Genomic DNA, 23,950 nt, shown 5'->3' with positions numbered 1-23,950 from the left:
ACCGCCCCCGCAAAACCCGCCGGCCCCGCATCCGTTAAAATCCCCGGTCTCCCTCCGATCCACCCGAGCCCGCGCATGACCCGCACCCGCTTCGCCCCCAGTCCCACCGGCTACCTGCATATCGGCGGCGCCCGCACCGCCCTGTATTGCTGGCTGGAAGCGCGCCGCGCGGGCGGGCAGTTCGTCCTGCGCATCGAGGACACCGACCGCGAGCGCAGCACCCAGGCGGCGATCGACGCGATCCTGGAGGCGATGGACTGGCTCGGCCTGGGCTACGACGAAGGCCCGATCTACCAGACCCAGCGCCTGGACCGTTACCGCGAAGTCGCCGAGCAGATGGTCGCCGCGGGCACGGCGTACTACGCCTACGAGACCAAGGACGAACTCGAAGCCGCGCGCAACGCCGCGCTGGCGGCCAAGGAAAAGCCGCGCTACAGCGGCGCCTACCGCGATCGCAACGAGCCCTACCGCGACGATCCGAACCGGGTGATCCGCTTCAAGAACCCGCTCGAAGGCACGGTGGTGTTCGAGGACAAGGTCAAGGGCCGGATCGAGATCGCCAACAGCGAGCTCGACGATCTGGTGATCTTCCGCGCCGACGGCTACCCGACCTACAACTTCGCGGTCGTGGTCGACGATCTCGATATGAAGATCACCGACGTCGTGCGCGGCGACGACCACGTCAACAACACTCCGCGCCAGATCAACATCTACGAAGCGCTGGGCGCGCCGGTGCCGCATTTCGCCCACCTGCCGATGATCCTCGACCCCGAGGGCGCCAAGCTGTCCAAGCGCACCGGCGCGGCCGACGTGATGCAGTACCGCGACGACGGCTATCTGCCGCACGCGCTGCTGAACTATCTGGTCCGCCTGGGCTGGTCGCACGGCGATCAGGAGATCTTCTCGATCGAGGAGATGACCCGCTTGTTCCAACTCGCCGACGTCAATTCCAGCGCCTCGCGTCTGGACAAGGCCAAGCTGGGTTGGATGAACCAGCAGTACCTCAAGAGCGACGATCCGGCCGACGTCGGCAAGCACCTGGAATGGCATCTGCGCCAGCAGGGCTACGACCTCGCCGCCGGCCCGGCGCCGGCCGACATCGTGATCGCGCTGCGCGACCGCGTGCAGACGCTCAAGGACATGGCCGAACGCGCCGCGGTGTGGTTCCAGCCGCTGACCCAGTACGACGACGCGGCCGTGGCCAAGCACCTGAACGCCGCCGCCCAGGCGCCGCTGGCCGAGGCGCGCGCGCGTCTGGCCAAGCTGCCGGCCTGGACCGCCGACGCGGTCGGGGCGGCCCTGCACGAGGCCGCCGAGGCCCTGGGCATCGGCATGGGCAAGGTCGCCCAGCCGCTGCGCGTGGCCATCACCGGCACCCAGGTCAGCCCGGACATCTCGCACACGGTCTACCTGGCCGGGCAGGCCCAGGCCTTGCAACGCATCGACGCCGCCCTCACTAAGATTGCTGGGTAACCCCCCAGCGAAGGCCGCCGAGCCGCCACCGGAGCCCGCCATGAGCGCCAACACCGCCTGCACCGATCCCCACCATCACGTCCACGACGGCGACGCCTTCGTGCACGAGGTCGAACGGGCCTGCGAGCAGCGCGGGCTGCGGCTCACGCCGATCCGCGCGCACGCGCTGCGGCTGATCGCCGACGCCGGCAAGCCGATGAAGGCTTACGACCTGCTCGACCAGATGAAGGCGACCCACGACGCCGCGGCGCCGCCGACCATCTATCGCGCCCTGGATTTCCTGCTCGAGCACGGCTTCATCCACAAGCTCGCCTCGATCAACGCCTTCGTCGGCTGCCACCACCCCGGCGGCGCCCAGCACGCGGTGCCGTTCCTGATCTGCGACACCTGCCAATCGGCGACCGAACTGGAAGACGAACGCATCGTCGACCTGCTCGAAGGCCGCGCCCGCGCGCTGGGTTTCGTGCCGCAGGCGCAGACGCTGGAAGTGCACGGCATGTGCGCCGATTGCGTCGAGGCGAAAGCCGCCAAGGCCTGACCGAGACCCCGCATGTAGGAGCGGCGTAAGCCGCGACCGCGAACCCGCACCGACGGCGAAATTCGCCCGCCGATTTCGCCGTAAACCCGACTCCGCATCGCCCCGGCGAGCCCTTCGCACCCACCGCCGAAGGCCCCCTGTAGGAGCGGCGCAAGCCGCGACCGCGAATTTCCAACGACGACGCGACTCGCCCGCAGGGGCTCGCCTGCACGAGGGTTTCGCCGTGGCCGCGGGTTCGCGGTCGCGGCTTACGCCGCTCCTACGGGGGATACCGGCAACGCTCAGGCCTTCGCCGCCGCCAACCCCGCCACCGCCGGCTTCGCCTCGCGGATCGGTAGATTCGCCGCCGCCGCCAACAGCGCCAGCACGATGTCGGCGTACCACATCCAGGTGTACGCGCCGAACTTCGCCATCGCCAAGCCGCCGAGCCACGCGCCGAAGAAACCGCCGATCTGGTGCGACAACAGGGTCAGCCCGAACAGCGTGCCCAGATAGCGCGGGCCGAACAGCTTGCCGACCAGGCCCGCGGTCGGCGGCACCGTCGCCAGCCAGGTCACGCCCAAACCCGCGGCGAACAGATAGAACGTCGTCGGCGTCGGCGGCGAGACCAGATAGATCGCGATCAGCGCCGCGCGGCTGGCGTACATGCCGGCCAGCAAGTACTTCATGCGGTAGCGCTGGCCGAGCCAGCCGGCGGCGAGGCTGCCGGCGACGTTGAACAAGCCGATCAGACCCAGCGCCATCGCCGAAACGTTGTCGGACAGCCCGCACAGCGCGATTTCGCCGGGCAAGTGCGTGACCAAAAACGCGATGTGGAAGCCGCAGGTGAAGAAGCCCACGTGCAGCATCCAATAGCTCGGTTCGCGCAGAGCGATGCGCAGTTGTTCGCGCAGGCCGATGCCGGCGGGCGCGGCGCCGGCGGCGGCCGTCGGCGATGCGGGCTCGCGCCGGCGCCGCAGCGGCCACGCCAGCGGCAGCGTCGCCAGCGCGGCGACGGCGAGCGTCCACATCGCCGCCATCCAGCCGGCCGCGGCGATCACCGCCTGCACCAGCGGCGCGAACAGGAACTGGCCCATCGAACCGCCGGCGTTGATGACGCCGGCCGCCATCGAGCGCTTTTCCGCGGGAATGCGCTGCGCGGTGGCGCCGATCAGGATCGAGAAACTGCCCGCCCCCGCGCCGGCCGCGCCGAGCACGCCGAGGGTGACCATCAAGCCCCATTGCGAGGACACGAACGGCGTCAGCCCCATGCCGGCGACCAACAGCAACCCGCCGAACACCAACACCCGACCCGGGCCGCGCTGATCGGCGAGCGCGCCGAACAACGGCTGCACCGCGCCCCAGACGAATTGGCCGATGGCCAGGGCGAAGCTGATCTCGGCGATGCCCAGGCCGGTGCTGTGGCCGATGGGTTTGATCAGCAGGCCTTGCGATTGGCGGATGCCCATCGTGATCAGCAGCATCGCGGTGGCGGCGAGCAGCAGCGGCCAGTAGGACGCGGGCTTGGGTGGAGCCGTGGGGGACGTGGGCGTCATGGGGCTCTGCGCGGTGAAAGGGGAGGGAGGCGCGTTGTCGCGCGCCGTGTCGAAGGGCGCTCAGGCCCGGTGCGTTTCGTTCGCTGCGTTCGCGATCACGCCGCGCTTGCCTGCAACTGCGCGATCGCCCGATCCAACTGCGCGTGCAGCGCCGCGATGCCCTCGGCGCCGAGCCCTTGGTCGATTTCGTCCTGCGCCTGCCGCCACAGCGGCACCGCGCGTTCGATCGCCGCGCGGCCGGCGACGGTCACGCGCAGCCGCCGTTGGCGCGCGTCTTCGCCCGGCGCGGACTCGACCCAGCCGGCCGCCACCAGCGGCTTGAGGTCGCGGCTCAGGGTGCTGCGGTCCATGCCCAGTTCGTGCGCGATTTCGCCCAGCGGCCGGCCGCGGCCGCCGGTGCGGCGCAGGATCGAGTACTGGTTGAGGTTGAGCCCGGCCGGCGCCAGCGCCTGGTCGTAGCGCTGGCTCATCAGCCGCGAAAGTTTGCGCATGCGAAAGCAGGTGCAGACGCTCTGGGTCGGGGCGGGGACGGCGGTCTCGGTCATTGGGTGTATATACACCTAATTCGTCCGCAACCGCAAACGCCGGCCGCGAGGGCCGGCGTTCGGGGGCGCGGAGGCGGGGCCTTCGAGCCCGGGCGGACCCGGGCGTCGGGAGAGAGGGCGGCCCCGTCTCCGCGCGCGGAGCGGCGGCGCGCGGGTTACGCGCGCCGGAAGCTTGGGATCAGAAGAACACCCGCACGCCGAAGTCCACGCCGCGGCCGGGCAGCACCACGGTGTCCTTGAGGAAGGAGGTGTGCACGCGCGCTTCCTGATCGGTGAGGTTGTTGCCGTCGAGGAACAGCTCGTAGCCGAGGTTGCCGGCGTCCCAGTGATACGCCAGATGCGCATCGACCAAGGTGTAGCCGTCGGTCGGGGTTTCGTTGACCGCCACCTTGTCCTGCTTCGTGTAGCGGGTGGCGCCGAGCGAGGCGCGCCAGCTGTCGGCGTCCCAGCGCAGTTCGCCGCCGAAACGCGCCGGCGCGATCCGCGGCAGGTTGCCGCCGCGGTCGAGCTTGGCGCGCACGGTGTCGCCGAACACGCGCACGTCGAACTTGCCGGCGGCGCCGTCGAACACGTGCGCGATGGCCTCGCCCTCGAAGCCGGTGAACTTGGCGTCGGCCTGGCTCCACTGGCGCACCGGATTGCCTTCCTCGAACTCGCCGGTATCGACCAGATAGATGAAGCCGTCGAAGCGGGTCTGATACGCCGCGACCTTCGCCTCGAACATCGAACCGTGGTAATGCAGGCCGACCTCGAACTGATCGGCGCGCTCCTTGCGCAGGTTCGCATCGCCGATCTCGAACGACGCGGTGGCCGCGTGCAGTCCGTGGGCGAACAGTTCTTCCTCGGCCGGCGCGCGTTCGGCGCGGTCGAGGTTGACGCTCAGGCGCCAGGCGTCGTTGAACTTCCACAGCAAGCCGGCCGACAGGCTGACCGGGGTGAAATCGCGCTTGGCCTCGCCCTCGGGGCTGAGCTTGACCTTGTCCACGCGCGCGCCGAGTTCGAGCTTGAGCGCATCCCACTCGCGCTGTTCGGTCAGGAACAGGCCGCCGGCGCGGGTCTTGGTGCGCGGCACGAAGGCCTCTTCGCCGATGGCCTGGAAGGTGCGGTCCGAACCCTGCAAACCCAGCGCGCCGGTCCAGCCGGCCAGCGGTTTGTGGGTCAACTCGACCCGGCCTTCGGTGGCGTCGTTGAGAAAGCGCGTGCCGACCTCGGTACCCTCGAACTCGGTGTGTTCGTATTCGGTCTTGGCGACGCTGGCGCGCATGCCGCTGAAAATGCCGAATTCCTGATTGATGCCGCCCTTGAGCTCGAAGCGGTTCTGCTTCATGTCGATGTGCACCGGCGGCTCGCCTTCGGCGGGGTTGCCCGGCTCGCCCGGATTGCCGTACTTGTCTTCGTAGCGCGCGGCGGAGAAACCCAGGAAGCCCAGATCGCCGACCAAGGACGCGCCGAGCGCGCCGGTCTTGGTATCGACGGCGCTGTTGCGCTGGCGGCCCAGCGGCGTGTCGTAATCGTCCTTGTTGCGGTACACGCCGTCGGCGTGCAGCACCAGCGCGCCGTCGGCGCCGGAGGCGTCGACGCGGGCCATGCCGGTGACGCCGTCGTCGACGCTGCTGCGGCGGATTTCGGCGCGGCCGGACACGGTTTCGTCGAGCGGCTTTTCGGCGATGCGGCCGTCGACCACGTTGACCACGCCGCCGATCGCGCCGCTGCCGTAGAGCAGGGTGGCCGGGCCCTTGAGCACTTCGATCTGGTCGGCCAGGAACGGCTCGATGGCGACGTTGTGGTCTTGGCTGACGGTGGAGACGTCTTGCGTCGCCAAACCGCCGCTCATCACCGCCACGCGCGCGCCCTCCAGGCCGCGGATGATCGGCCGGCCGACGCCGGCGCCGAAGTTGGAGCTCTGCACGCCGGGCAGCTTGCCGACGGTTTCGCCCAGGGTGTTGCCGCGGGCTTCGTCGAGCTTGGCGCCGGCCAGCACCTCGACCGGCTGGGCCAGGTCTTCGGCGCTGCTCTTGAGCGGGTTGGCGGTCACGACCACCGCGTCCAGGCTGGTAGCCTTGTCGTGGCGGGTGTCGCTGGGATTGGTGGCGGCGGCGTCCTGGGCGGCGGCCTGGCCGAACGGCAGGGCCAGGGACAAAGCCAGAGCGAGCGCGCTGCGACGAGCGCGGGGAGAGACCACGATGGGGTTGGACATGTCGAGAGAGCCGATTCTGAACTGGCGGGGGAGGTTGAAATGTTATAAAGTAACGCTACCTGATTGACAACCATCCCATAAGTCATCCCCTCATGACGGCATTCCTTCGCGGCCTGCTCGACCGGATCGGCGCCTTCGGCTCGCTGGCCTGCGCGGTGCATTGCGCCGCCCTGCCGCTGCTGATCGCGGTGCTGCCCTCGCTGGGGCTGGCGGCGTGGTTCGGCGACAGCTTCGAGCTGGCGTTCGTGATCTTCGCCACCGCGCTGGGCTGCTTCAGCGTGATCTCGGGCTATCGCCGCCACCATGCGCTGCGCGCGCTGAGTTTCCTCGTCCCCGGCCTGACCCTGCTGTGGGTCGGCGTGCTGTACGCCCCGCTGCACCATTCCCTGATCCCGCACGCCGTCGCCATGACCCTCGGCGGCGCCCTGGTCGGGCTGGCCCATCTGGCCAATCTGCGCCTCAACCACGGCCACATCCACGACGCCAGCTGCGCCCACTGAGCGCGTCGCCGGCGCTGCGAAAACCATGCTCGGGCCGCCGCGTGCCCCGCGGAACCCGCGTTCCGGGCGCTTATGCTAGGCTTCGCAGCCTCGCGCGCGAGCCGTCCGCGCCGATCCCGGGCTTCGCGATCCCGGCCGCGGCGTTCGCGGCTTGCGCGAGCCGTCATTTCGAAACACGTACATCACGATTACAGGAGCACGACCATGGGTAAGGGCGACCGCAAGACCGCCAAGGGCAAGCGCTACAACTCCAGCTACGGCAACGCCCGCAAGGCCGTGACCAAGGCCACCGGCAGCGCCGCCGCGCCGGCCGCCAAGAAGACCGCCAAGACCGCCGTCGCCAAGGCGCCGGCCAAGAAGGTCGTGGCGAAGAAGGCCACCAAGGAGTAAGTCGCTGCGCGGCCGCACGGCCGCCGATGCGACGACGAAGCCCCGCTCCGGCGGGGCTTTTGTTTTTCCGGCCCTGCCGCCCGCGACGTGCCGGCCGGTGCGTCTTCGCCGCAACGCTTGAGTACAAACCTCACTTGCATCGCGAAGTAAGTGTGGCCGACCTCAAAAATCCGAGACGGCTTGTAATTTTTTCATTAACATCCCCGCCGCTCCCGAGGAACGGGACGCCTACCAATCAAGGATCAAGGGGACTTATGAAGAAGCAACTCGCGCTGGCCCTCGCGCTGGCCGCCGCCTCCACCTCCGCCGCCGCTTACGAGAAGCTCAGCCACTCGTACGTCGAAGCCGGGTTCGTCAACCATCAGGCCGAACTGCCGGTCGATGCGCCGGCGATCGTGAAGGTCGAGGACATGAAGGCCAACGGCGGCTTCATCAACGGCTCGTTCGCGGTCGGCGAGAAGTTCTACGTGTTCGGCGGCTACCAGAAGGGCAAGGACGACAGTATCGGTATCAGCGTCGGCAATCTCGGCCAGGTCGACGAATTCGAGGTGGACGCGCAGCAGGGCCATGCCGGTTTCGGCTACAACCACCAGCTCAGCGACCGGGTCGAGTGGAACGGCGAGCTGAGCTACGTGCGCACCCGCTTCAAGGCCAAGAACCATAGTTTCGACAACGACACCGTCGACGGCGACGACTACCGCGCCTCGCTCGGTCTGCGCGGCCAGCTGGCGCGCAATTTCGAGGGTTGGATCAAGGCCAACTACACCGACGGCGACATGTACGACAAGGAGTTCAGCGGCACGCTGGGCGGCCTGATCAAGTTCAACGACAGCTGGGGCATCGTCGCCGAAGGCGAATTCGGCAGCGACCAGAAGCAGTACCGCGTCGGCGTGCGCTGGAGCTTCTGAGCCCTGCGTCGGCGTCATCGCGGATGGAACGAAGAAGCCCGGCTCGCGCCGGGCTTCTTTTTTGGGCGGCGCTTCGGCGCGCTTAGGTCCGGCGCGGGCCGCGTGACGCGTCCTACGCCGGCGCGTCCTGCACCACCACGTACTGCTTGCGGAATTCCAGCGTCTGCCCCGGCGCGGTCGGCCAAGTGGCGGCGTAATCGCGCAGCCCGTCCAGGCCTTGCGGCCAGTCTTCGCCGTTGACCCGGCAATCGGCCGTGCATTCGCCGTCCTCGTGATCGCGCGAGGCGAACAGGCGCAGCGCGAACACGCCTTCGCCTTCGAGCAAGGGCTTGAACGCGTCGATGGAATTGGTGAACAAGCAGCACGGGCAGAAGTCGTGACCGTCTTCGTCGCCGTCCTCGCTGTCGTTGCCGCCGGTGCCGCAGGCGTCCGCGGCTTGCGCCGGCTCGGTCTGGGCGCGGCCGAAGTGCGCGATCGGCCCGAACACCACGCGTCGCTGCCGCTTCGGCGCGCCGTCCTCGCCGCCGAACTCCATGCGCATGCTCATGCACGTTTCCGGCTCGTCGCGCGCCGCGTCGAGCAGGGCCATCAGGTCGGTGCGCGCCCATTGCTCGAAGCCGCGCTTGACCGAGGCGTCGAAGTTCTCGCCGGTGGCGTGCTGATACTCGAACAAACCCTGCGGGAACAGCCGCGGATGATTGCACTGGATGGTGCAGGCGGTGCGGATGGTTTCGCCGTCGAGCTCGGTGAACTCGACCAGCTGCGGGTACGCGAACAAGCCGTCGTCGCCGATCTCGATCCAGCCGTTGTCGTAAATGTGGACGCGATGCTCGAGCGCGCGCAGGATCTCGCCGAGCGTGTCCACCAGATCGAACGGCTCCAGGAAGGTCTCGCCTTCCTCGTCCTCGAAACGCAGATGGCCGGTCGGCGATCCGCCGGGATTGCCTTCGAGCAGGGCGAATTCGGGCCCGGCCGCCGATGCGCTCACGGCCGCACCGCCTTGGCCTCGACCTCGCCCCACACGCGCAGCAGATTGCCGCCGAGCACCTTGCGGATGGTCTCGTCGGAATGCCCACGCGCCTTCAGCCCTTCGATCAGGTTCGGATAATCGGCGACCGACTTGAGCCCGTCGGGCAGCGCGCCGCTGACGCCGTCGAAATCCGAACCGATACCGACGTGGTCGGGGCCGAGCAGCTTCACCGCGTAATCGATCTGGTTCAGCACCGCGTCGATCTTGACCGCACGCGGCGGATGCGCGGCTTCCCATTCTTTATCGAAGGCTTCGCTGCTCTTCGGCGTTTCCCCGCGCTTGCGCGCCGCCGCCTGCTCCTGCTCGAACTGGGCGCTGGCGACGAAATAGGCCTGGGTGTCGGCGGCCGAGGCCGGATCGACGAAGGCGTTGCCGAACACCACCTGGACCACGCCGCCCTTGGCCGCGACCGCCTTGGCCAGTTCGTCGCTGAGGTTGCGCTCGAAGCCCGGAGTGAAGTGGCGCAGGCCCGAGTGGCTGGCGATCACCGGCGCCTTGCTGCGCGCGAGCACCGCGCGCACGGCGTCGTCGGACAAATGCGAGACGTCGACCATGATGCCGAGCCGGTTCATCTCGTCGACGACTTTTTCGCCGAACGGGCTCAGACCCTTCCAGGTGCGCTTGCGGCTGTAGGACGAATCACTGATGCGGTTGTCCTCGCTGTGGGCGAGGGTGATGTAGCGCACGCCGCGGTCGAAGAACAGCTTGAGCTTGGACAGGTCGTCGCCGATCGGCGCGCCGTTCTCCATGCCCAGCGCCAGCAGCACGCGCTGGTTGTGCGCGTTCAAGCGCTCGAAGTCCTTCGGCGAACGCAGCACCGCGAACTGGTCGGGACGGCGCCCGACCATCGCCTCGACCGCGTCGATCTGGGTGTGCGCGGTTTGGGTGGCGGTGCCGGCGGCGTCCTCGCCGGGCGAGGTGTAGATCGACATGAAAGCGACATCGAGCCCGCCCTGGCGCGCGCGCGGGTAGTCGAATTCGACCTTGGGCGTGTCCAGGCCGAGATCGGCCCAGTTGCGCAGCAGCAGGCTCGGCGCGTCGATGTGGGTATCGACGATGACCGCGTCCTGGGCGAAGCGTTGGCCCGCGCTGAGGGGCTGATCGGCGTGCGCCGCCAGCGGCGCGAGGGAAACAGCGGGCGCGAGAGCAAGGGCTAGAGCGAGAGCGGCGATCCGCACGGGTCCTCCGGTTGGGCGCGGCGCGCAGGGGTGCGCGCGGGACTCTCAGCGTACAACAGCGCGGCGGCGCCGGTTGCGGCGGTGCAGCGACAGGTCACGGAGAATCCGCCTGGGCTGCTTGTAGGAGCGGCGTGAGCCGCGACCAACCGCAGCGACGTACGCAAGCGCAACTCCCCGAAGCCGTGCCACCCCCAACCCCGTCATTCCGGCGAAAGCCGGAATCCATTTTGCCGTTGCTGTTGCGTACCCGCGCGGCGCAGGATCGATCAAAGACAAAAGCAAAATGGATTCCGGCTTGCGCCGGAATGACGGAGTTGGAGATGTGGGGCTTCGGGGAGCTGCGCTTGCGTGCGTCGCTGCGGTGGGTCGCGGCTCACGCCGCTCCTACAGGGCGCGATCAAGCGATGCGGCGACCTCGGCAATGCACGCGCTGCGCCAAACGCCCACCCAGCCAATAACACAGCTCGGCCGGATGCCGGATATCCCACACCACGAAATCCGCGCTCGCGCCGAGCGTCAGCGCGCCGGCCTCGGCCAACCCGAGCGCCTGGGCCGCATGCACGGTCGCCCCGCGCAGCGCTTCTTCCGGCGTCAAGCGGAAATGCGTGCACGACAGCTGCATCGCCTGCCGCAGCGACAGCAGCGGCGAGGTGCCGGGGTTGCAGTCGGTCGCCACCGCCATCGCCACGCCGTGCTCGCGGAACGCGTCCAGCGGCGGCAGCTTGGTTTCGCGCAGCACGTGGAAAGCGCCGGGCAGCAGCACTGCGACGGTGCCGTGCGCGGCCATCGCGCGCACGCTGTCGAGCGAGGTGTGTTCGACATGATCGGCCGACAGCCCGTCGAAGGCCGCGGCCAGCGCGCCGCCGCCGAGGTCGCTGAGCTGGTCGGCGTGCAGCTTCACCGGCAGCCCGAGCGCGCGCGCGGCTTCGAACATGCGCGTGGTCTGCGCCGGGCTGAAGCCGATGTCTTCGCAGAACGCGTCGACCGCGTCGACCAGACCTTCGGCATGCAGCCGCGGCAGCCATTCGCAGGCGGCCTCGATGTAGTCGTCGGCGCGGCCCTGGTACTCCGGCGGCAGCGCGTGCGCGGCCAGATAGGTGGTGCGCACGCGCACGCCGAGCTGCTCGCCCAGGCGCCGCGCGACCCGCAGCATCTTGCGTTCGTTGTCGAAATTCAGGCCGTAGCCGGATTTGATCTCCACGGTGGTGGCGCCGTCGGCGATGAGCGCGCGGGCGCGCGGCAGCGACTGGCGCAGCAGCTCGTCCTCGCTGGCCTCGCGCACCGCGCGCACGCTGGAGACGATGCCGCCGCCGGCGCGGGCGATCTCTTCGTAGCTGGCGCCCTGCAGGCGCAGCTCGAACTCGCGCGCGCGGTCGCCGGCGAAGACCAGATGGGTGTGGCAGTCGATCAGGCCGGGGGTGATCCAGCCCTCGGCGCGGATCACTTCGTCGGCCAGGGTGTCCGGCGCCGCGGGCAGCTGCGCGCGCGGGCCGATCCAGGCGATGCGGCCGTCGCGCCAGGCCAGCGCGGCGTCGGCGATCTCGCCGTAGCCGTCGCGGCCGTCGAGGGCGGCGAGCGAGGCGCCGAGGATCAGGCCGTCGTACGGGCGGCGGTCGGTGGAGTGCGATGAGGACGTCATGCCGGCGATTCTAGTGGCTGCGCCCGCCGCCGGTTGTGTACGCCGGCGCATCGTGCCGACCCCGGCGGCGCGGGCGGCCGGCTTCGGCAAAGCGCGGCGGCGGCGGTTTTCCTCGGCCGCCGCGCAGGCGAGAATGCCGGCCATGAACGCAACCGCCCCGAATTCCGTGTGGACCCCGCAAGGCTGGCGCGGCGACGCGTCCGGCCAACGCATCGTGCCGGGCATCGCCAACCTGCATTCGCACGCCTTCCAGCGCGCGATGGCGGGCATGGCCGAACGCCAGACCAACCCCGCCGACAGCTTCTGGACCTGGCGCGAGACGATGTACCGCTTCGCCGCCCGCTTCACCCCCGAAGCGCTGTACGCGGTGGCCGCGCAGCTCTACGCCGAGATGCTCGAAGCCGGCTACACCAGCGTCTGCGAATTCCACTACCTGCACCACGCGCCCGACGGCCGGCCCTACGCCGACCCGGCGGCGATGTCGCGCGCGCTGATCGCCGCGGCGCGCGACACCGGCATCCGCATGACCCTGCTGCCGGTGCTGTACATGACCGGCGGCTTCGACGAACGCCCGCTCGGCGAGCGCCAGCGCCGTTTCGGCCACGAGGTCGATGCCTACCTGCGTTTGCTGGAGACGCTGCGCGCCGAACAGAACCCGATGCTGCGCGTGGGCTGCTGCCTGCACAGCCTGCGCGCGGTGCCGCCGGCGCCGATGCGCGACGTGTTGGCGGCGCTGCCGTCAGACAGCCGCGTGCACGTGCACATCGCCGAACAGGTCGCCGAAGTCGAGGACTGCCTCGCCGTGCGCGGCGCGCGGCCGGTGCGCTGGCTGCTCGACAACGCCGCCGTCGACGAGCGCTGGACCCTCGTCCACGCCACCCATCTGGACGAAAGCGAAGTGCGCGACACCGCGCGCAGCGGCGCGACGGTGGCGATCTGCACCACCACCGAAGCCAACCTCGGCGACGGCCTGTTCCCGTTGCGCGATTACCTCGACGCCGGCGGCCACTGGGGCGTCGGTTCGGATTCGCACATCTCGGTGTCGCCGGTGGAAGAACTGCGCTGGCTCGAATACGGCCAGCGGCTGATCACGCGCCGGCGCAACATCGCGGTGAGCGTCGGCGCGGACGGCTCCGACAGCGTCGGCGAGACCTTGCTGCGCGGCGTGGCGGCGAGCGCGCAGCGTTCGACCGGCTTCGCCGCCGCGGAACTCGCGGGCGACACCTTGGTGCTGGACCGCGACGCGCCGGCATTCGCGGGCGCCACCGACGGCGATTACGTGGATCGCTGGTTGTTCAGCGGCAACCGCACTCTGGTGCGCGAGGCGTTCGTCGGCGGCCAGCGGGTGGTGGCGCAGGGGCGGCACCGCGATGGCGAGGCGATCGCGCGGCGTTACGGCGATACCTTGCGGGCCTTGTTGGCCGACTGATGCCCGCTGTCTCCCTGTAGGAGCTGCGTAAGCTGCGACCGCGAAACCGCACCTACGACGTAGGCGTGGTTTCGCGGTCGCAGCTTACGCAGCTCCTACCCAGGGCTTTCAGCTCGCGAACAGGTCTCCGACGTGCGGCGCTTCTTGCAACGCGCCTTCCAACGTCAGCAGGTGCTTCTTCACCGGCAACCCGCCGCCGAACCCGGTCAGGCTGCCGTCGGAGCCGATCACCCGATGGCAGGGCAGCACGATCGGCAGCGGATTGCGCCCGTTCGCCGCGCCGACCGCGCGCGTCGCCGTGGGCTGGCCGAGGTGGCGCGCCATTTGCCCGTAGCTCCAGGTCTCCCCGTACGGAATCAGCGCCAGCGCGCGCCAGCACTGCAGCTGGAACGCGGTGCCGTGCGGCGCCAGCGGCAGATCGAAGTCGCGACGGCGGCCGGCAAAGTATTCGTTGAGCTGGCGTCGCGTCGCGGCGAGCACGTCGTCGTCGCCTTCGCGCCAGGCCTCGTCCATCGCCGCCGGATGCCAAGGCGCCTCGAATTCGATCAGTCGCAGGCCGTCCTCGCCGCTGGCCAGCAGCAAGCGGCCGACCGGGCTGTCGATGTGTTGGTAGCGCACCTCGCCGCGCTTGAGCCGGATCGGCGAACTCATGCGGCCTTCCTCGCTTTCTTTTCCCTGCCGGCCGGCGCGGCGCGCGTGGCGGTCTTCAGCGGCAGCGGTGCCGGCATGCTGTCGCGCCAGACGTGGATCGTGCCGTAGGCGCGCCACGGCCGCCACGCTTCGGCGCGCGCGCCCAGCGCCTTGGCGCTCAGGCGCACGCCGTCTTCGGGCAAGGCTTTTTGCAGGACCAGATCGTCGGCCGGGAACGCGTCGGGATGGCCGAGCGCGCGCAGCGCGATGTAGTGCGCGGTCCACGGGCCGATGCCGGGTAGCGCGACCCAGCGCGCGACGAACTCGTCGAGCGTGCGTTCGGCGCGGAAATCGACCCGGCCGTCGAGCAGCGCGCGGGCGACGGTGCGCACGGTGTCGGCGCGGGCGCGGGTCAGGCCGATTTCGGCCAGATCGGCCTCGGCCAGTTCCACCGGCGTCGGAAACAGATGGGTGAGTCCCGGCCCGAACGGCTGCGGCAGGGCTTGCCCGAAACGCTGCGCCACGCGCGCGGCCAGCGTGCGCGCGGCGGCGACGCTGACTTGCTGGCCGAGAATCGCGCGCACCGAAATCTCGAAACCGTCCCAGCCGCTGGGCACGCGCAGGCCCGGACGTTTGGCGACCAGCGCGCGCAGGCGCGGGTCGACCGACAAGGCCGCGCCGATGGCGGTGGGATCGGCGTCGAGATCGAACATGCGGCGCAGCCGGTTGGTGATTTCCAGCAGGCGCGACGGCGCGGCGCCGTGCAGCTCCAGCTTCAGCGCGTGCTGGCGGTCTTGCTTGTCGGACGGCCATGCGCTCACCCGCAGCCAACCCGGCGCTTCGATCGGACCGATGGCGCGGGTGTAGCTGCGCTCGTCGACGTGCTCGACGCCGGGCAGCGCGCGGCCGCGCAGGAAATCCAGCATCGCGCTCAGGTCGTACGGCGGCCGGTAGCCCAATCGCAGCACCAGCGCGTCGCCGTCGCCTTCGGGCGATTCGTTCGGGCGCCGGCGCAGATCGCGCGGCGCCATGCGGTAGGCCTCGAGGAACGCGGCGTTGAAGCGGCGCAAGCTGCCGAAGCCGGCAGCGAGCGCGACTTCGGTGATCGGCAAGCGGGTTTCGGTGAGCAATTGCTTGGCGAACAGCAAACGCCGCGTGCCGTGCACGCCGACCGGCGGCGCGCCGAGGCGTTCGACGAACAAGCGGCGCAGCTGCCGCTCGCCGAGGCCGACGCGTTCGGCCAGCGCCGACAGCGGTTGGTCGGCCAGCACGCCTTCGTCGATCAACTTCAAGGCGCGCGCCACCGCCGCGTCGCCGCGTCGCCACGCGCCGTCGGCCGGCGACAACTCGGGCCGGCAGCGCAGGCAGGGGCGGAAACCGGCGGCTTCGCAGGCCGCGGCGTGGCCGAAGTATTTGACGTTGGCGCTCTTCGCGGTCGGCGCGGGACACACCGGCCGGCAATAGATGCCGGTGCTGGTGACGGCGACGAAGAACAGACCGTCGAAGCGCGGATCGCGGCTGATGCGCGCCTGCTCGCACACGTGCGGCGGCGGCAGCGAGGTGTCGGGAGCGGGGAGGGCGGGGGCGTCCATGGGCGCAGACTAGCACCGGGGCGGGAGGGGGACTCGCCGGATTCGGACATGAACGTGGGCGAGGCGGATGAGGCCGATTCAGACGTTTGTCGCGATGGCGCCCTGTAGGAGCGGCGCGAGCCGCGACCGCGCCAATACAACTACGGCGAAACCTTCGACCCCGTCATTGACGAAACCTTCGACCCCGTCATTCCGGCGAAAGCCGGAATCCATTTTGCTCTTGCCTTCGCGTGAGCCAGCGAAGAGCGCGAACGCAACAGCAACGACAAAATGGATTCCGGCTTTCGCCGGAATGACGGGGTGGGGATGCGCGGCTTCGGAAGGGGCGCTTTCGTGCGTCGCTTCGGTTGGTCGCGGCTTACGCCGCTCCTACAGATAGCGGGCGGGACTCAATCGTAGGCGCTTCCGCGCGGGCGCGGTTTGCATCGCTTGCGCAAGAAGCGGCGGCGTTCGCCGCGAACGCAACGCCCAAAAAACAAGCGGCCCGGCAGTCGGGGGGACTTGCCGGGCCGGGTCTTGCTACGGGGGCTAGGTTGAGGTCCCTGGAGTGCCCGAGTGCAAGTTAGCGTTGTTGCGCGCGGCAAAAGCGGCGCCGGCGTCACTGAATTCGGAAGCGGTGACAAACGTCAGTCGGCGAAGCGCTAAGCGCAGCGGAAACGAGTCGGGCGCGGCGTCGCGCGTCGTTGTCGCGGCAACAGTTGCAGTTGTTACTGTTTCTCCGCGCCGCCGTCCTTCAACGCCGGCAGCAACGGCGCGATGTCGCCGTCGTTCTTCGCCGGCGCGATGCCGATCAGCCGCGTCAGCAGCGGATACACATCGACGTTGTCGAACGCCGGAATCGTCGTGCCCTGGCGGAACGCCGGGCCGCGGGCGACGAAGATCGCGCGCATCGAGGCCAGCGCCGGGTCGTAGCCGTGCGAACCGCGCGCGCTGTCCTTGGGCGCGTTCTTGAGCTTCTCGCCTTCGATCGCGTCCCAGCCTTCCTGCATCTGGCAGACGATCGGCGGCACGCGCGGGTGGGTGCCGTAATGCCAGCGCGCCGGCAAGTCGCGCTTGCGCCAGCATTCGTAGTGGTCGTGCTTGCCGAGCAGGCGCCGTTCGACTTCGGCCTCATGGCCTTTGTTCGGCGCGATGCCGATCGACTGGCCGACCGAAGTCACCACCGCCTGCTGCGGCGTCACCATGTCTTCGACCGCGATGCGCTGGCCGGGCGCGACCTCGGCCATGCCGTGGTCGGAGACGACGATCAGGTTCACGCGGTCGAGTTCGCCGCGCGCGGCGAGGCCGTCGACCAAACGCCCGAGCGCGGCGTCGATGCGCTGCATCGCTGCGCGCGCTTCCGGCGAGTTCGGGCCGTGGTCGTGGCCTTCGTGATCGAGCGCGTCGAAGTACAAGGTCGCCACGTGCGGGCGCGTGGACGCCGGCTCGCCGAGCCAGCCGAGCACTTCGTCGACGCGCGCGTTCTCGGAAATCTTGGCGTCGAACGGGCGCCAGCGGTTCGGGCGCAGGCCGTGGATCGGCGCTTCGCTGCCCGGCCAGAACAAGGTGGCGCTGCGCAGGCCGGCCTTCTGCGCGCCGATCCAGATCGGCTCGCCGCCGTTCCACCAGCGCATGTCGCCGACCGCGTCGCGGTCGGAGACTTTGAACTTGCCGAGGTCGGCGTCGCTCATGCTGTTGTGGATCACGCCGTGGTGGTCCGGGCGCAGGCCGGTGACCAGGGTGTAGTGGTTGGGGAAGGTCAGCGACGGGTAGGACGGGTTCATCCACTGCGCGCGCACGCCTTGGTCGGCGATGCGTTGCAGGTTCGGGGTCAGGCCGAGGTCGAGGTAGCTGGCGCGGAAGCCGTCGATGGAGATCAGCAGCAGCGGCGTGTCGGCCGGCGGCGGGTCGCGATGGGCGGCGGTGCGCGGGCCGGGGGCGGCGCAGGCGGCGAGGAAAACGAGGGTGGCGAGCAGGGCGGCGCGGGCCGCGGAGGCGATCGAAGGCATCGCGGCATGATAGCGGCGGCGCGTGTCGGGCCGGTGTCGGCGGTCGCGCGCGGCGGCCGCGGGGCGGGCCGCCAAGATCGGCATGGCGCGGGGCGTGGGGCGTGCTCCGAGGCCGCAGCGCGACGAGCGTGCGCGGCGGCGATGCGGCATCGCGCCGATGCGGCGGCGAAGCCGAAGCCGAAGCGGCATGACTTCAGTCGCTGGCGCGCGCCGGGCCGCGCGGGGATAGTGGCCGCGGGGTTCTGCCGCGAGGTCCGCCATGCGCCGTGTCGCCGTCGTCGTCGTTGCCGCCTGTGTGGTGGCCTGGTCTTTGTCCGCAGCGGCCGAGGACGCGGCCCGGGCCGCGCCGAAATCGGCGCCGAAACCGACGCCGCCGCCGTTGCGACTCAGCGCGGACGAATGCGCGGTGTGGGCGCGCGAGCTCAGCTTCGCCCGCTCGGTGGCCGAACACGACGCCGCCGCGTTCGCCGCGCACCTGCATCCGCAGGCCGCGTTCGGTGCCGGCCGGCCGCAGCCCACGCGCGGGCGCGAGGTCGTCGCCGGCGAATGGGCCGACCTGATCGCCGGCAAGCGCTTGCGCCTGCGCTGGTATCCGCAGCGGGTGACCATCGCCGGCGTGGACGAGGTCGCGTGGTCGACCGGGCCGGCGCTGTATCAGCGGTTGGAGCCGGGCGCGCAACCGCGTTATCTGATCGGCCAGTACCAATCGGTCTGGCACCGCGACGCCGACGGCGTCTGGCGGATCCTGTTCGACGACGGCGTCGCGCCGCGGCCGGCCACCGAGGCCGAGGCGATGGCGTTCGAGGCGGGCCGCCGCGAGGACTGCCCGCGACGCTGACGAGCGCTTAAACGCCGCGGCGGCGACCGCCGCCGCGGGCGCGGGGCGGGCGTATGGTGACCGGGTCCATCGCGGCGGTAGCGAACCCTTTGCGGAGGTGTCCCATGCGAAACGTTATTTGGATCGTGGCCCTGGCCACCGTGTTCGGCGCCGGCGCCGCTTCGGCGCAGACCGCGCCGGATCGAACTCGCGACGAAGCCGCGACGACCGCGGCGCAAACCGACGCCAAAACCGATCCCGCCGCCGCGCAAGCCGCGCGCAAGGATCCCAACTGCCTGACCCAGACCGGCTCGCGCGTACAAGCGCGCGGCAAATCGGCCTGCGCGGGTTACGGCCGCAGCTACGACCGCAAGGATCTGGAGCGCACCGGCGAGACCGATGTCGGTCAGGCGCTGCGCAAGCTCGACCCGCGCCTGCGCTGAGGCGCGCGACCCATCCCTTCCGGCGCGGGCGCTTGTTCGCGTCGTCCTGGCGCCCGGCTTATGGCCGGGCGCATTTTCGTTGTGGCGGCGCGATGGGCCGAATGCGGCGCAGCGCGGCGGAGGTCTTGGCGGCAAGCGCCGCTCAGGCCAGCAATCCGTCCAGCAAACGCCCCAGCGACGCTTCGTAGAACTCGCGGAACTGCCGCTCGTCGAAGCTGAAACGGCCGGCGCGGTACAGCGCGATCAGGCCGTGGGTGTGCGCCCACAGCGTCATCGCGATGTCCCACGCGTCGCCCGCGCGCAAGCGGCCGGCTTGCTGCGCTTCCAGCACCACGTCGGCGACCACGTTCAAGGTCGGCGAGCGGCGCGCGCGGAAGTCCTCGGGATAGCGCCGCGCGCGTTCGCGCCGCAGCGAGAAGGCGTGGTCGAACAAATGCGGCCAGGCCAGCGCGTAATCCAGATAGATGCGCTGGGTGGCGCGCAGCCGCGCGATCACGTCGCCGCCGTGCTTGCGCGCGGTCCAGTGGTGGGCGATCTCGTCGAAGCTGTCGTCGGCCACGCGCTGCAGCAGCGCTTCGCGGTTGGGGAAGTGGCGGTAGATCGCCATCGGCGTCAGCCCGACCGCCTCGCCGATCCGGCGCATGCTCACCGCCTGCGCGCCGCCGCGGGCGAGCAGGGCGCGCGCGGCCTGGACGATGCGCTCGGGCGTGGCGGGCGGGTTCATGTGTACAGCGTAAACATTTCGGCCCCGGCGCGACAGTTTCGTGCGCCGCGACGCCCCGCCGAGGCCGCGAACCGCCTCGCGGCGCTGGTGGGGCGCGGAAACCCGGCGCGATAATTTCCGCCTCACTCGCATCACGGAAACCGCCATGTCCGCAGCGAACCACCGCAACGACCCGTCTCGCGTCATCCGCGCCCCGCGCGGCAGCGATAAGACCTGCAAGTCCTGGCTCAGCGAAGCCGCCTACCGCATGATCCAGAACAATCTGGACCCGGACGTGGCCGAAAACCCGGCCGAACTGGTGGTCTACGGCGGCATCGGCCGCGCCGCGCGCGACTGGGACTGCTTCGATGCGATCCTGAAATCGCTGCGCGAACTCGACGACAACGAAACCCTGCTGATCCAGTCGGGCAAGCCGGTCGGCGTGTTCCCCACCCACGCCGACGCGCCGCGCGTGCTGCTGGCCAATTCCAACCTGGTGCCGCACTGGGCCACCTGGGAACACTTCAACGAGCTCGATAAGAAGGGCTTGATGATGTACGGCCAGATGACCGCCGGCAGCTGGATCTACATCGGCTCGCAGGGCATCGTGCAGGGCACCTACGAGACCTTCGTCGAGATGGGCCGCCAGCACTACTACGGCGATCTGAAGGGCAAGTGGATCCTCACCGCGGGCCTGGGCGGCATGGGCGGCGCGCAGCCGCTGGCCGCGTCGCTGGCCGGCGCGTGCTCGCTCAACATCGAATGCCAGCAGAGCCGCATCGACATGCGCCTGCGCACCCGCTACGTCGACGAACAGGCGACGGACATCGACGACGCGTTGGCGCGCATCGCCAAGTACACCGCCGCGGGCGAGGCCAAGTCGATCGCGGTGCTCGGCAATGCCGCGGAAATCCTGCCGGAGCTGGTCAAGCGCGGCGTGCGCCCGGACTGCGTGACCGACCAGACCTCGGCGCACGATCCGGTGCACGGCTACCTGCCGATCGGCTGGACCGTCGAACACTGGCTGGCCGAGCAGAAGAACAACCCCGAAGGCGTGCGCGACGCGGCCAAGAAGTCGATGCGCACCCACGTCGAGGCGATGCTGGCGTTCCACGCGCAGGGCGTCCCGACCGTCGATTACGGCAACAACATCCGCCAGATGGCGTTCGACGAAGGCCTGAAGAACGCCTTCGATTTCCCCGGTTTCGTGCCGGCCTACGTGCGTCCGCTGTTCTGCCGCGGCGTCGGCCCGTTCCGCTGGGTCGCGCTCAGCGGCGACCCGGAAGACATCTACAAGACCGACGCCAAGGTCAAGGAACTCATCGCCGACGACGAGCACCTGCACCGCTGGCTGGACATGGCCAAGGAACGGATCAGCTTCCAGGGCCTGCCGGCGCGCATCTGCTGGGTCGGCCTGGGCCTGCGCCACAAGCTCGGCCTGGCGTTCAACGAGATGGTGCGCAACGGCGAGCTCAAGGCGCCGGTGGTGATCGGCCGCGACCATCTCGACAGCGGCTCGGTGGCTTCGCCCAATCGCGAGACCGAGGCGATGCAGGACGGCAGCGACGCGGTCAGCGACTGGCCGCTGCTCAACGCCATGCTCAACGTCGCCGGCGGCGCGACCTGGGTGTCGCTGCATCATGGCGGCGGCGTCGGCATGGGCTATTCGCAGCATTCCGGCGTGGTGATCGTGTGCGACGGCAGCGAAGAGGCCGATAAGCGCATCGCGCGGGTGCTGTGGAACGATCCGGGCACGGGCGTGATGCGGCATGCCGATGCGGGGTATGAGATCGCGCAGAAGTGCGCGAAGGAGCAGGGGCTGAAGCTGCCGATGCTCTGAGGTTTCGGCGCGGCCCTGCACGTAGGAGCGGCGTGAGCCGCGACCGTGGGGGTTCGCGCTCGCGGCGTGGGTTTCGTCGTCGCCGCGTCGTCGCGGTCGCGACTCGCGTCGCTCCTACAGTCGGAAACGAAAAGGCGGCCTCGTCATGAGGCCGCCTTTTCTATTTCGAGTCGCGCCGAAGCGTCGATGGCTACCTGTAGGAGCGGCGCGAGCCGCGACCGCGAACCTCCGACTCGCGCCGAAACTCCCGCCGCGAGCGCGATGCTTCCATCGCGGCTCACGCCGCTCCTACATCGAACCGATGCCTAATCAGCCCGGAATCGTCGGCTCCACCAATCGCTCCAGCAAGGTAAGCGACTCCTGCCAGCCCAAGTAGCACTGCTCGGCCGGAATGACTGCGGGAATCCCCTCCTGCACGACCTGCACCTCGGTCCCGCACGAGACCGCGCGCAAGGTGATCGTGGTGACCATCGTGCCCGGCAGGTTGGGATCGTCGAAGCGGTCGTCGTGGACGATGCGCTCGTTCGGCACCAGCTCCAGGTAGGTGCCGCCGAAGCTGTGGCCGTCGCCGGTGCTGAAGTTGGTGAAGCTCATGCGGTAGCGGCCGCCGACGCGTGCGTCGAGTTCGTGCACGGTGCAGGTGAAGCCGTCCGGCGGCAGCCACTTGCACAGCGCGGCGGGGTCGAGGAAGGCGCGGTAGACGCGCTCAGGCGGGCAGGTGAAGACGCGAAGCAGGCGAACGGTGCCGGTGGTCATGGGGTGTCTCCGAGTGGGTGGCGAGGCGTGGTCCTCATTACGACGACGAACGGGACGGCGTGGCATCGACAAACCCGCGACGGCGGCGAGCGAGGACGTTCGGGGAGCGCGCGGAGCGCAATTCAGGTTGTAGCCTAAGTTCCGATCCAAGAGATGCGTCCGCCGCCGCGGCGGTTGCGCCGGTCTCATGGATTGAGACGCGCTAAGCCGATCCTGGCGCGCTTGTCGATCGCCGGTCCCGCGGATCGTCGTACTGTTGTCACTGGCGAGGCGGGCATCGGGCCCTATCATGCGTCGGTGCGATCAAAGCGAAGGAGTTTGCGATGACCCACGACTCTTCGGCGGCGCAGTCCCCGGAATCCTCCGCGGCCGAACCCGCCGACCACCCGCGGCAACCGTTGTGGCGCGAGCTGCGCGACGCGATCCGCGGCACCGACGCCGATTACACCAAGATCCCGCTGCGCCGCGCGGTGTTCCTGCTGGCCGTGCCGATGGTGCTGGAACTGGTGCTGGAATCGACCTTCGCGGTGGTCGATATTTTCTTCGTCTCCAAGCTCGGCCCCTCGGCGGTGGCGACGGTCGGCTTGACCGAGAGCTATCTGTTCCTGCTCTACGCGGTGGCGATGGGCTTGGCGATGGCGGTGACCGCCGTGGTCGCGCGGCGCATCGGCGAAGGCAAGCGCGAGGAGGCCGCGTTCACCGCGGTGCAGGCGATCGCGATCGCGCTGCTGGCCTCGATACTGCCGGCACTGGCCGGCATCTTCTACGCCCAGGACTTGCTGCGATTGATGGGCGCCGACGCCTGGAGCATTGAGCACGGCTACCGCTATACGCAGTGGATGCTCGGCGGCAACGCGGTGATCATGCTGCTGTTCGTGATCAACGCGATCTTCCGCGGCGCCGGCGACGCGGCGATTTCGATGCGCGTGCTGTGGCTGTCCAACGGCCTCAACATCGTGCTGTGCCCGCTGCTGATCTTCGGCCCGGGGCCGTTCCCGGAGTGGGGCATCGAGGGCGCGGCCATCGCCACCTGCATCGGCCGCGGCACCGGCGTGCTGTATCAGCTGTGGGTGCTGTTCCGCGGCGGCAAGCACATCCGGGTGACGATGGCGCAGCTGGTCTGGCGCGGAGCGATGCTGTGGAACATCGTGCGCACCTCGCTCGGCGGCATCGGCCAGATGATCGTGGCGATGACCGCGTGGATCTTCCTGATGCGCATCCTCGCCGCGATCGGCAGCGAGGCGGTGGCCGGCGCGACCATCGCCATCCGCATCATGATGTTCACGATGATGCCGGCCTGGGGCATGTCCAACGCCGCCGCGACCCTGGTCGGCCAGAACCTCGGCGCCGGCCACGCCGACCGCGCCGAAGCCTCGGTGTGGCATATCGGCTGGTACAACATGGGCTATCTGGTCCTGGTCTCGGTGCTGTTCTTCGCCTTCCCGCAGCAACTGGTCGGCATCTTCAGCACCGATCCGGAAGTGATCAAGGTCGGCTCGGAATGGCTGCGGATCCTGTCGTACTCGTTCTTCATCTACGGCTGGTGGATGGTGACGGTGCAGGCCTTCAACGGCGCCGGCGACACGATCACTCCGACCAAGATCAACGTGGTGTTCTTCTGGCTGATCCAGATCCCGCTGTCGTACTGGCTGGCGATCCACCTGGGCTGGAAGGAACTGGGCGTGTTCTGGGGCGTGTTCGTCTCGGAAACCTCGGTCGGCGCGTTCACGCTGTGGTTGTTCACGCGCGGGCGCTGGAAGAACGCCAAGGTGTAGCCGGTCGCGTTCGCGGTAAGCGAGTTGTCGCGGTCGCAGCTTAC

General features: G+C 69.5%; 21 protein-coding genes. 10 read left to right on the top strand and 11 right to left on the bottom strand.

The window, feature by feature from the left end; translation table 11 throughout:
• The first annotated feature begins 75 nt into the window (after positions 1 to 75).
• Together gltX and J5226_RS22865 are read left to right on the top strand one after the other, a co-directional pair.
• A complete protein-coding gene (gene gltX, locus J5226_RS22870) occupies positions 76 to 1,473 on the top strand; it encodes a glutamate--tRNA ligase (protein WP_215837231.1) in 1,398 nt (465 codons plus the stop codon).
• 40 nt (positions 1,474 to 1,513) lie between these two features.
• On the top strand, positions 1,514 to 2,011 hold the full coding sequence (locus tag J5226_RS22865) for a transcriptional repressor (RefSeq protein WP_215837230.1): 498 nt from the start codon (positions 1,514 to 1,516) through the stop codon (positions 2,009 to 2,011).
• Between the two features lie 281 nt (positions 2,012 to 2,292).
• Here J5226_RS22865 and J5226_RS22860 read toward each other — a convergent pair whose 3' ends face one another.
• The 3 genes from J5226_RS22860 to J5226_RS22850 form a co-directional block, all read right to left on the bottom strand.
• Positions 2,293 to 3,546 carry an MFS transporter gene (locus tag J5226_RS22860; protein ID WP_215837229.1) on the bottom strand — a complete coding sequence of 418 codons (1,254 nt, stop codon included), beginning with the start codon at positions 3,544 to 3,546 and terminating at the stop codon, positions 2,293 to 2,295.
• A 95-nt stretch (positions 3,547 to 3,641) separates the two neighbouring features.
• On the bottom strand, positions 3,642 to 4,037 hold the full coding sequence (locus tag J5226_RS22855) for a MarR family winged helix-turn-helix transcriptional regulator (protein WP_255322903.1): 396 nt from the start codon (positions 4,035 to 4,037) through the stop codon (positions 3,642 to 3,644).
• A gap of 232 nt (positions 4,038 to 4,269) precedes the next feature.
• A complete protein-coding gene (locus J5226_RS22850; protein ID WP_215837227.1) occupies positions 4,270 to 6,288 on the bottom strand; it encodes a TonB-dependent receptor in 2,019 nt (672 codons plus the stop codon).
• 92 nt (positions 6,289 to 6,380) lie between these two features.
• On the opposite strand from J5226_RS22850, the gene J5226_RS22845 reads away from it, so the two are divergent.
• From J5226_RS22845 to J5226_RS22835, 3 genes are all read left to right on the top strand, one after another.
• Positions 6,381 to 6,788 carry a MerC domain-containing protein gene (locus J5226_RS22845; protein WP_215837226.1) on the top strand — a complete coding sequence of 136 codons (408 nt, stop codon included), beginning with the start codon at positions 6,381 to 6,383 and terminating at the stop codon, positions 6,786 to 6,788.
• A 204-nt stretch (positions 6,789 to 6,992) separates the two neighbouring features.
• The gene (locus tag J5226_RS22840; protein WP_057946712.1) at positions 6,993 to 7,178 is read left to right on the top strand and encodes a 30S ribosomal protein THX; all 186 of its coding nucleotides are present in this window, start codon (positions 6,993 to 6,995) and stop codon (positions 7,176 to 7,178) included.
• A gap of 254 nt (positions 7,179 to 7,432) precedes the next feature.
• Entirely contained in the window at positions 7,433 to 8,086 is a 654-nt protein-coding gene (locus tag J5226_RS22835) for a hypothetical protein (protein ID WP_215837225.1), read from the top strand.
• 112 nt (positions 8,087 to 8,198) lie between these two features.
• Here J5226_RS22835 and J5226_RS22830 read toward each other — a convergent pair whose 3' ends face one another.
• The 3 genes from J5226_RS22830 to hutI all read right to left on the bottom strand — a co-directional run bounded on the left by J5226_RS22830 (position 8,199) and on the right by hutI (position 11,933).
• Positions 8,199 to 9,074, bottom strand: coding sequence for a DUF6348 family protein (locus J5226_RS22830; protein WP_215837224.1), 876 nt, complete (start codon positions 9,072 to 9,074; stop codon positions 8,199 to 8,201).
• Positions 9,071 to 10,294, bottom strand: a complete 1,224-nt coding sequence (locus tag J5226_RS22825) for a dipeptidase (protein WP_215837223.1) — start codon at positions 10,292 to 10,294, stop codon at positions 9,071 to 9,073. The genes J5226_RS22830 and J5226_RS22825 overlap by 4 nt, the downstream gene beginning before the upstream one ends.
• Before the next feature lie 397 nt (positions 10,295 to 10,691).
• Positions 10,692 to 11,933, bottom strand: coding sequence for an imidazolonepropionase (hutI, locus tag J5226_RS22820; RefSeq protein WP_215837222.1), 1,242 nt, complete (start codon positions 11,931 to 11,933; stop codon positions 10,692 to 10,694).
• A gap of 142 nt (positions 11,934 to 12,075) precedes the next feature.
• Here hutI and J5226_RS22815 point away from each other — a divergent pair, with 142 nt between their 5' ends.
• Positions 12,076 to 13,362, top strand: a complete 1,287-nt coding sequence (locus J5226_RS22815; RefSeq protein ID WP_255322902.1) for a formimidoylglutamate deiminase — start codon at positions 12,076 to 12,078, stop codon at positions 13,360 to 13,362.
• 108 nt (positions 13,363 to 13,470) lie between these two features.
• On the opposite strand, the gene J5226_RS22810 is transcribed toward J5226_RS22815, so the two are convergent.
• From J5226_RS22810 to J5226_RS22800, 3 genes are all read right to left on the bottom strand, one after another.
• Complete coding sequence (locus J5226_RS22810; RefSeq protein WP_215837220.1) at positions 13,471 to 14,013, bottom strand: methylated-DNA--[protein]-cysteine S-methyltransferase; 543 nt, start codon at positions 14,011 to 14,013, stop codon at positions 13,471 to 13,473.
• A complete protein-coding gene (locus J5226_RS22805; protein ID WP_215837219.1) occupies positions 14,010 to 15,584 on the bottom strand; it encodes a DNA-3-methyladenine glycosylase 2 in 1,575 nt (524 codons plus the stop codon). Before J5226_RS22805 ends, J5226_RS22810 begins: the two co-directional genes overlap by 4 nt.
• A gap of 707 nt (positions 15,585 to 16,291) precedes the next feature.
• Positions 16,292 to 17,572, bottom strand: coding sequence for an ectonucleotide pyrophosphatase/phosphodiesterase (locus J5226_RS22800; RefSeq protein WP_215837218.1), 1,281 nt, complete (start codon positions 17,570 to 17,572; stop codon positions 16,292 to 16,294).
• 379 nt (positions 17,573 to 17,951) lie between these two features.
• Here J5226_RS22800 and J5226_RS22795 point away from each other — a divergent pair, with 379 nt between their 5' ends.
• Entirely contained in the window at positions 17,952 to 18,410 is a 459-nt protein-coding gene (locus J5226_RS22795; protein WP_215837217.1) for a DUF4440 domain-containing protein, read from the top strand.
• A 104-nt stretch (positions 18,411 to 18,514) separates the two neighbouring features.
• A complete protein-coding gene (locus tag J5226_RS22790; RefSeq protein WP_215837216.1) occupies positions 18,515 to 18,832 on the top strand; it encodes a hypothetical protein in 318 nt (105 codons plus the stop codon).
• A 142-nt stretch (positions 18,833 to 18,974) separates the two neighbouring features.
• Here the strand turns inward: J5226_RS22790 and J5226_RS22785 are convergent, their stop codons facing one another.
• On the bottom strand, positions 18,975 to 19,556 hold the full coding sequence (locus J5226_RS22785; protein WP_215837215.1) for a TetR/AcrR family transcriptional regulator: 582 nt from the start codon (positions 19,554 to 19,556) through the stop codon (positions 18,975 to 18,977).
• Positions 19,557 to 19,701: 145 nt separating this feature from the next.
• Between J5226_RS22785 and hutU the strand changes: the two genes are divergently transcribed.
• Positions 19,702 to 21,375 (top strand): urocanate hydratase, encoded by a 1,674-nt coding sequence (hutU, locus tag J5226_RS22780; protein ID WP_215837214.1) that lies wholly within the window; start codon positions 19,702 to 19,704, stop codon positions 21,373 to 21,375.
• 309 nt (positions 21,376 to 21,684) lie between these two features.
• Here the strand turns inward: hutU and J5226_RS22775 are convergent, their stop codons facing one another.
• Positions 21,685 to 22,131 carry an SRPBCC family protein gene (locus J5226_RS22775; RefSeq protein ID WP_215837213.1) on the bottom strand — a complete coding sequence of 149 codons (447 nt, stop codon included), beginning with the start codon at positions 22,129 to 22,131 and terminating at the stop codon, positions 21,685 to 21,687.
• A 323-nt stretch (positions 22,132 to 22,454) separates the two neighbouring features.
• On the opposite strand from J5226_RS22775, the gene J5226_RS22770 reads away from it, so the two are divergent.
• Positions 22,455 to 23,906 (top strand): MATE family efflux transporter, encoded by a 1,452-nt coding sequence (locus J5226_RS22770; protein WP_215837212.1) that lies wholly within the window; start codon positions 22,455 to 22,457, stop codon positions 23,904 to 23,906.
• Positions 23,907 to 23,950: the final 44 nt, after the last annotated feature.

Source organism: Lysobacter sp. K5869 (genome assembly GCF_018847975.1).
GTDB lineage: Bacteria > Pseudomonadota > Gammaproteobacteria > Xanthomonadales > Xanthomonadaceae > Lysobacter.
The sequence above is the reverse complement of the archived record's forward strand: the minus strand, read 5'-3'. Positions and strand labels throughout refer to the sequence as shown.

What these genes read in the sequence shown, in the direction of transcription:
- J5226_RS22805 (WP_215837219.1), bottom strand. Translation starts at nt 15,584, where the DNA reads ATGGACGCCCCCGCCCTCCCCGCTCCCGACACCTCGCTGCCGCCGCCG.
- J5226_RS22850 (WP_215837227.1), bottom strand. Translation starts at nt 6,288, where the DNA reads ATGTCCAACCCCATCGTGGTCTCTCCCCGCGCTCGTCGCAGCGCGCTC.
- hutI (WP_215837222.1), bottom strand. Translation starts at nt 11,933, where the DNA reads ATGACGTCCTCATCGCACTCCACCGACCGCCGCCCGTACGACGGCCTG.
- hutU (WP_215837214.1), top strand. Translation starts at nt 19,702, where the DNA reads ATGTCCGCAGCGAACCACCGCAACGACCCGTCTCGCGTCATCCGCGCC.
- J5226_RS22835 (WP_215837225.1), top strand. Translation starts at nt 7,433, where the DNA reads ATGAAGAAGCAACTCGCGCTGGCCCTCGCGCTGGCCGCCGCCTCCACC.
- J5226_RS22840 (WP_057946712.1), top strand. Translation starts at nt 6,993, where the DNA reads ATGGGTAAGGGCGACCGCAAGACCGCCAAGGGCAAGCGCTACAACTCC.
- J5226_RS22775 (WP_215837213.1), bottom strand. Translation starts at nt 22,131, where the DNA reads ATGACCACCGGCACCGTTCGCCTGCTTCGCGTCTTCACCTGCCCGCCT.
- J5226_RS22845 (WP_215837226.1), top strand. Translation starts at nt 6,381, where the DNA reads ATGACGGCATTCCTTCGCGGCCTGCTCGACCGGATCGGCGCCTTCGGC.
- J5226_RS22855 (WP_255322903.1), bottom strand. Translation starts at nt 4,037, where the DNA reads ATGCGCAAACTTTCGCGGCTGATGAGCCAGCGCTACGACCAGGCGCTG.
- J5226_RS22810 (WP_215837220.1), bottom strand. Translation starts at nt 14,013, where the DNA reads ATGAGTTCGCCGATCCGGCTCAAGCGCGGCGAGGTGCGCTACCAACAC.
- J5226_RS22815 (WP_255322902.1), top strand. Translation starts at nt 12,076, where the DNA reads ATGAACGCAACCGCCCCGAATTCCGTGTGGACCCCGCAAGGCTGGCGC.
- J5226_RS22865 (WP_215837230.1), top strand. Translation starts at nt 1,514, where the DNA reads ATGAGCGCCAACACCGCCTGCACCGATCCCCACCATCACGTCCACGAC.
- J5226_RS22800 (WP_215837218.1), bottom strand. Translation starts at nt 17,572, where the DNA reads ATGCCTTCGATCGCCTCCGCGGCCCGCGCCGCCCTGCTCGCCACCCTC.
- gltX (WP_215837231.1), top strand. Translation starts at nt 76, where the DNA reads ATGACCCGCACCCGCTTCGCCCCCAGTCCCACCGGCTACCTGCATATC.
- J5226_RS22790 (WP_215837216.1), top strand. Translation starts at nt 18,515, where the DNA reads ATGCGAAACGTTATTTGGATCGTGGCCCTGGCCACCGTGTTCGGCGCC.
- J5226_RS22770 (WP_215837212.1), top strand. Translation starts at nt 22,455, where the DNA reads ATGACCCACGACTCTTCGGCGGCGCAGTCCCCGGAATCCTCCGCGGCC.
- J5226_RS22860 (WP_215837229.1), bottom strand. Translation starts at nt 3,546, where the DNA reads ATGACGCCCACGTCCCCCACGGCTCCACCCAAGCCCGCGTCCTACTGG.
- J5226_RS22785 (WP_215837215.1), bottom strand. Translation starts at nt 19,556, where the DNA reads ATGAACCCGCCCGCCACGCCCGAGCGCATCGTCCAGGCCGCGCGCGCC.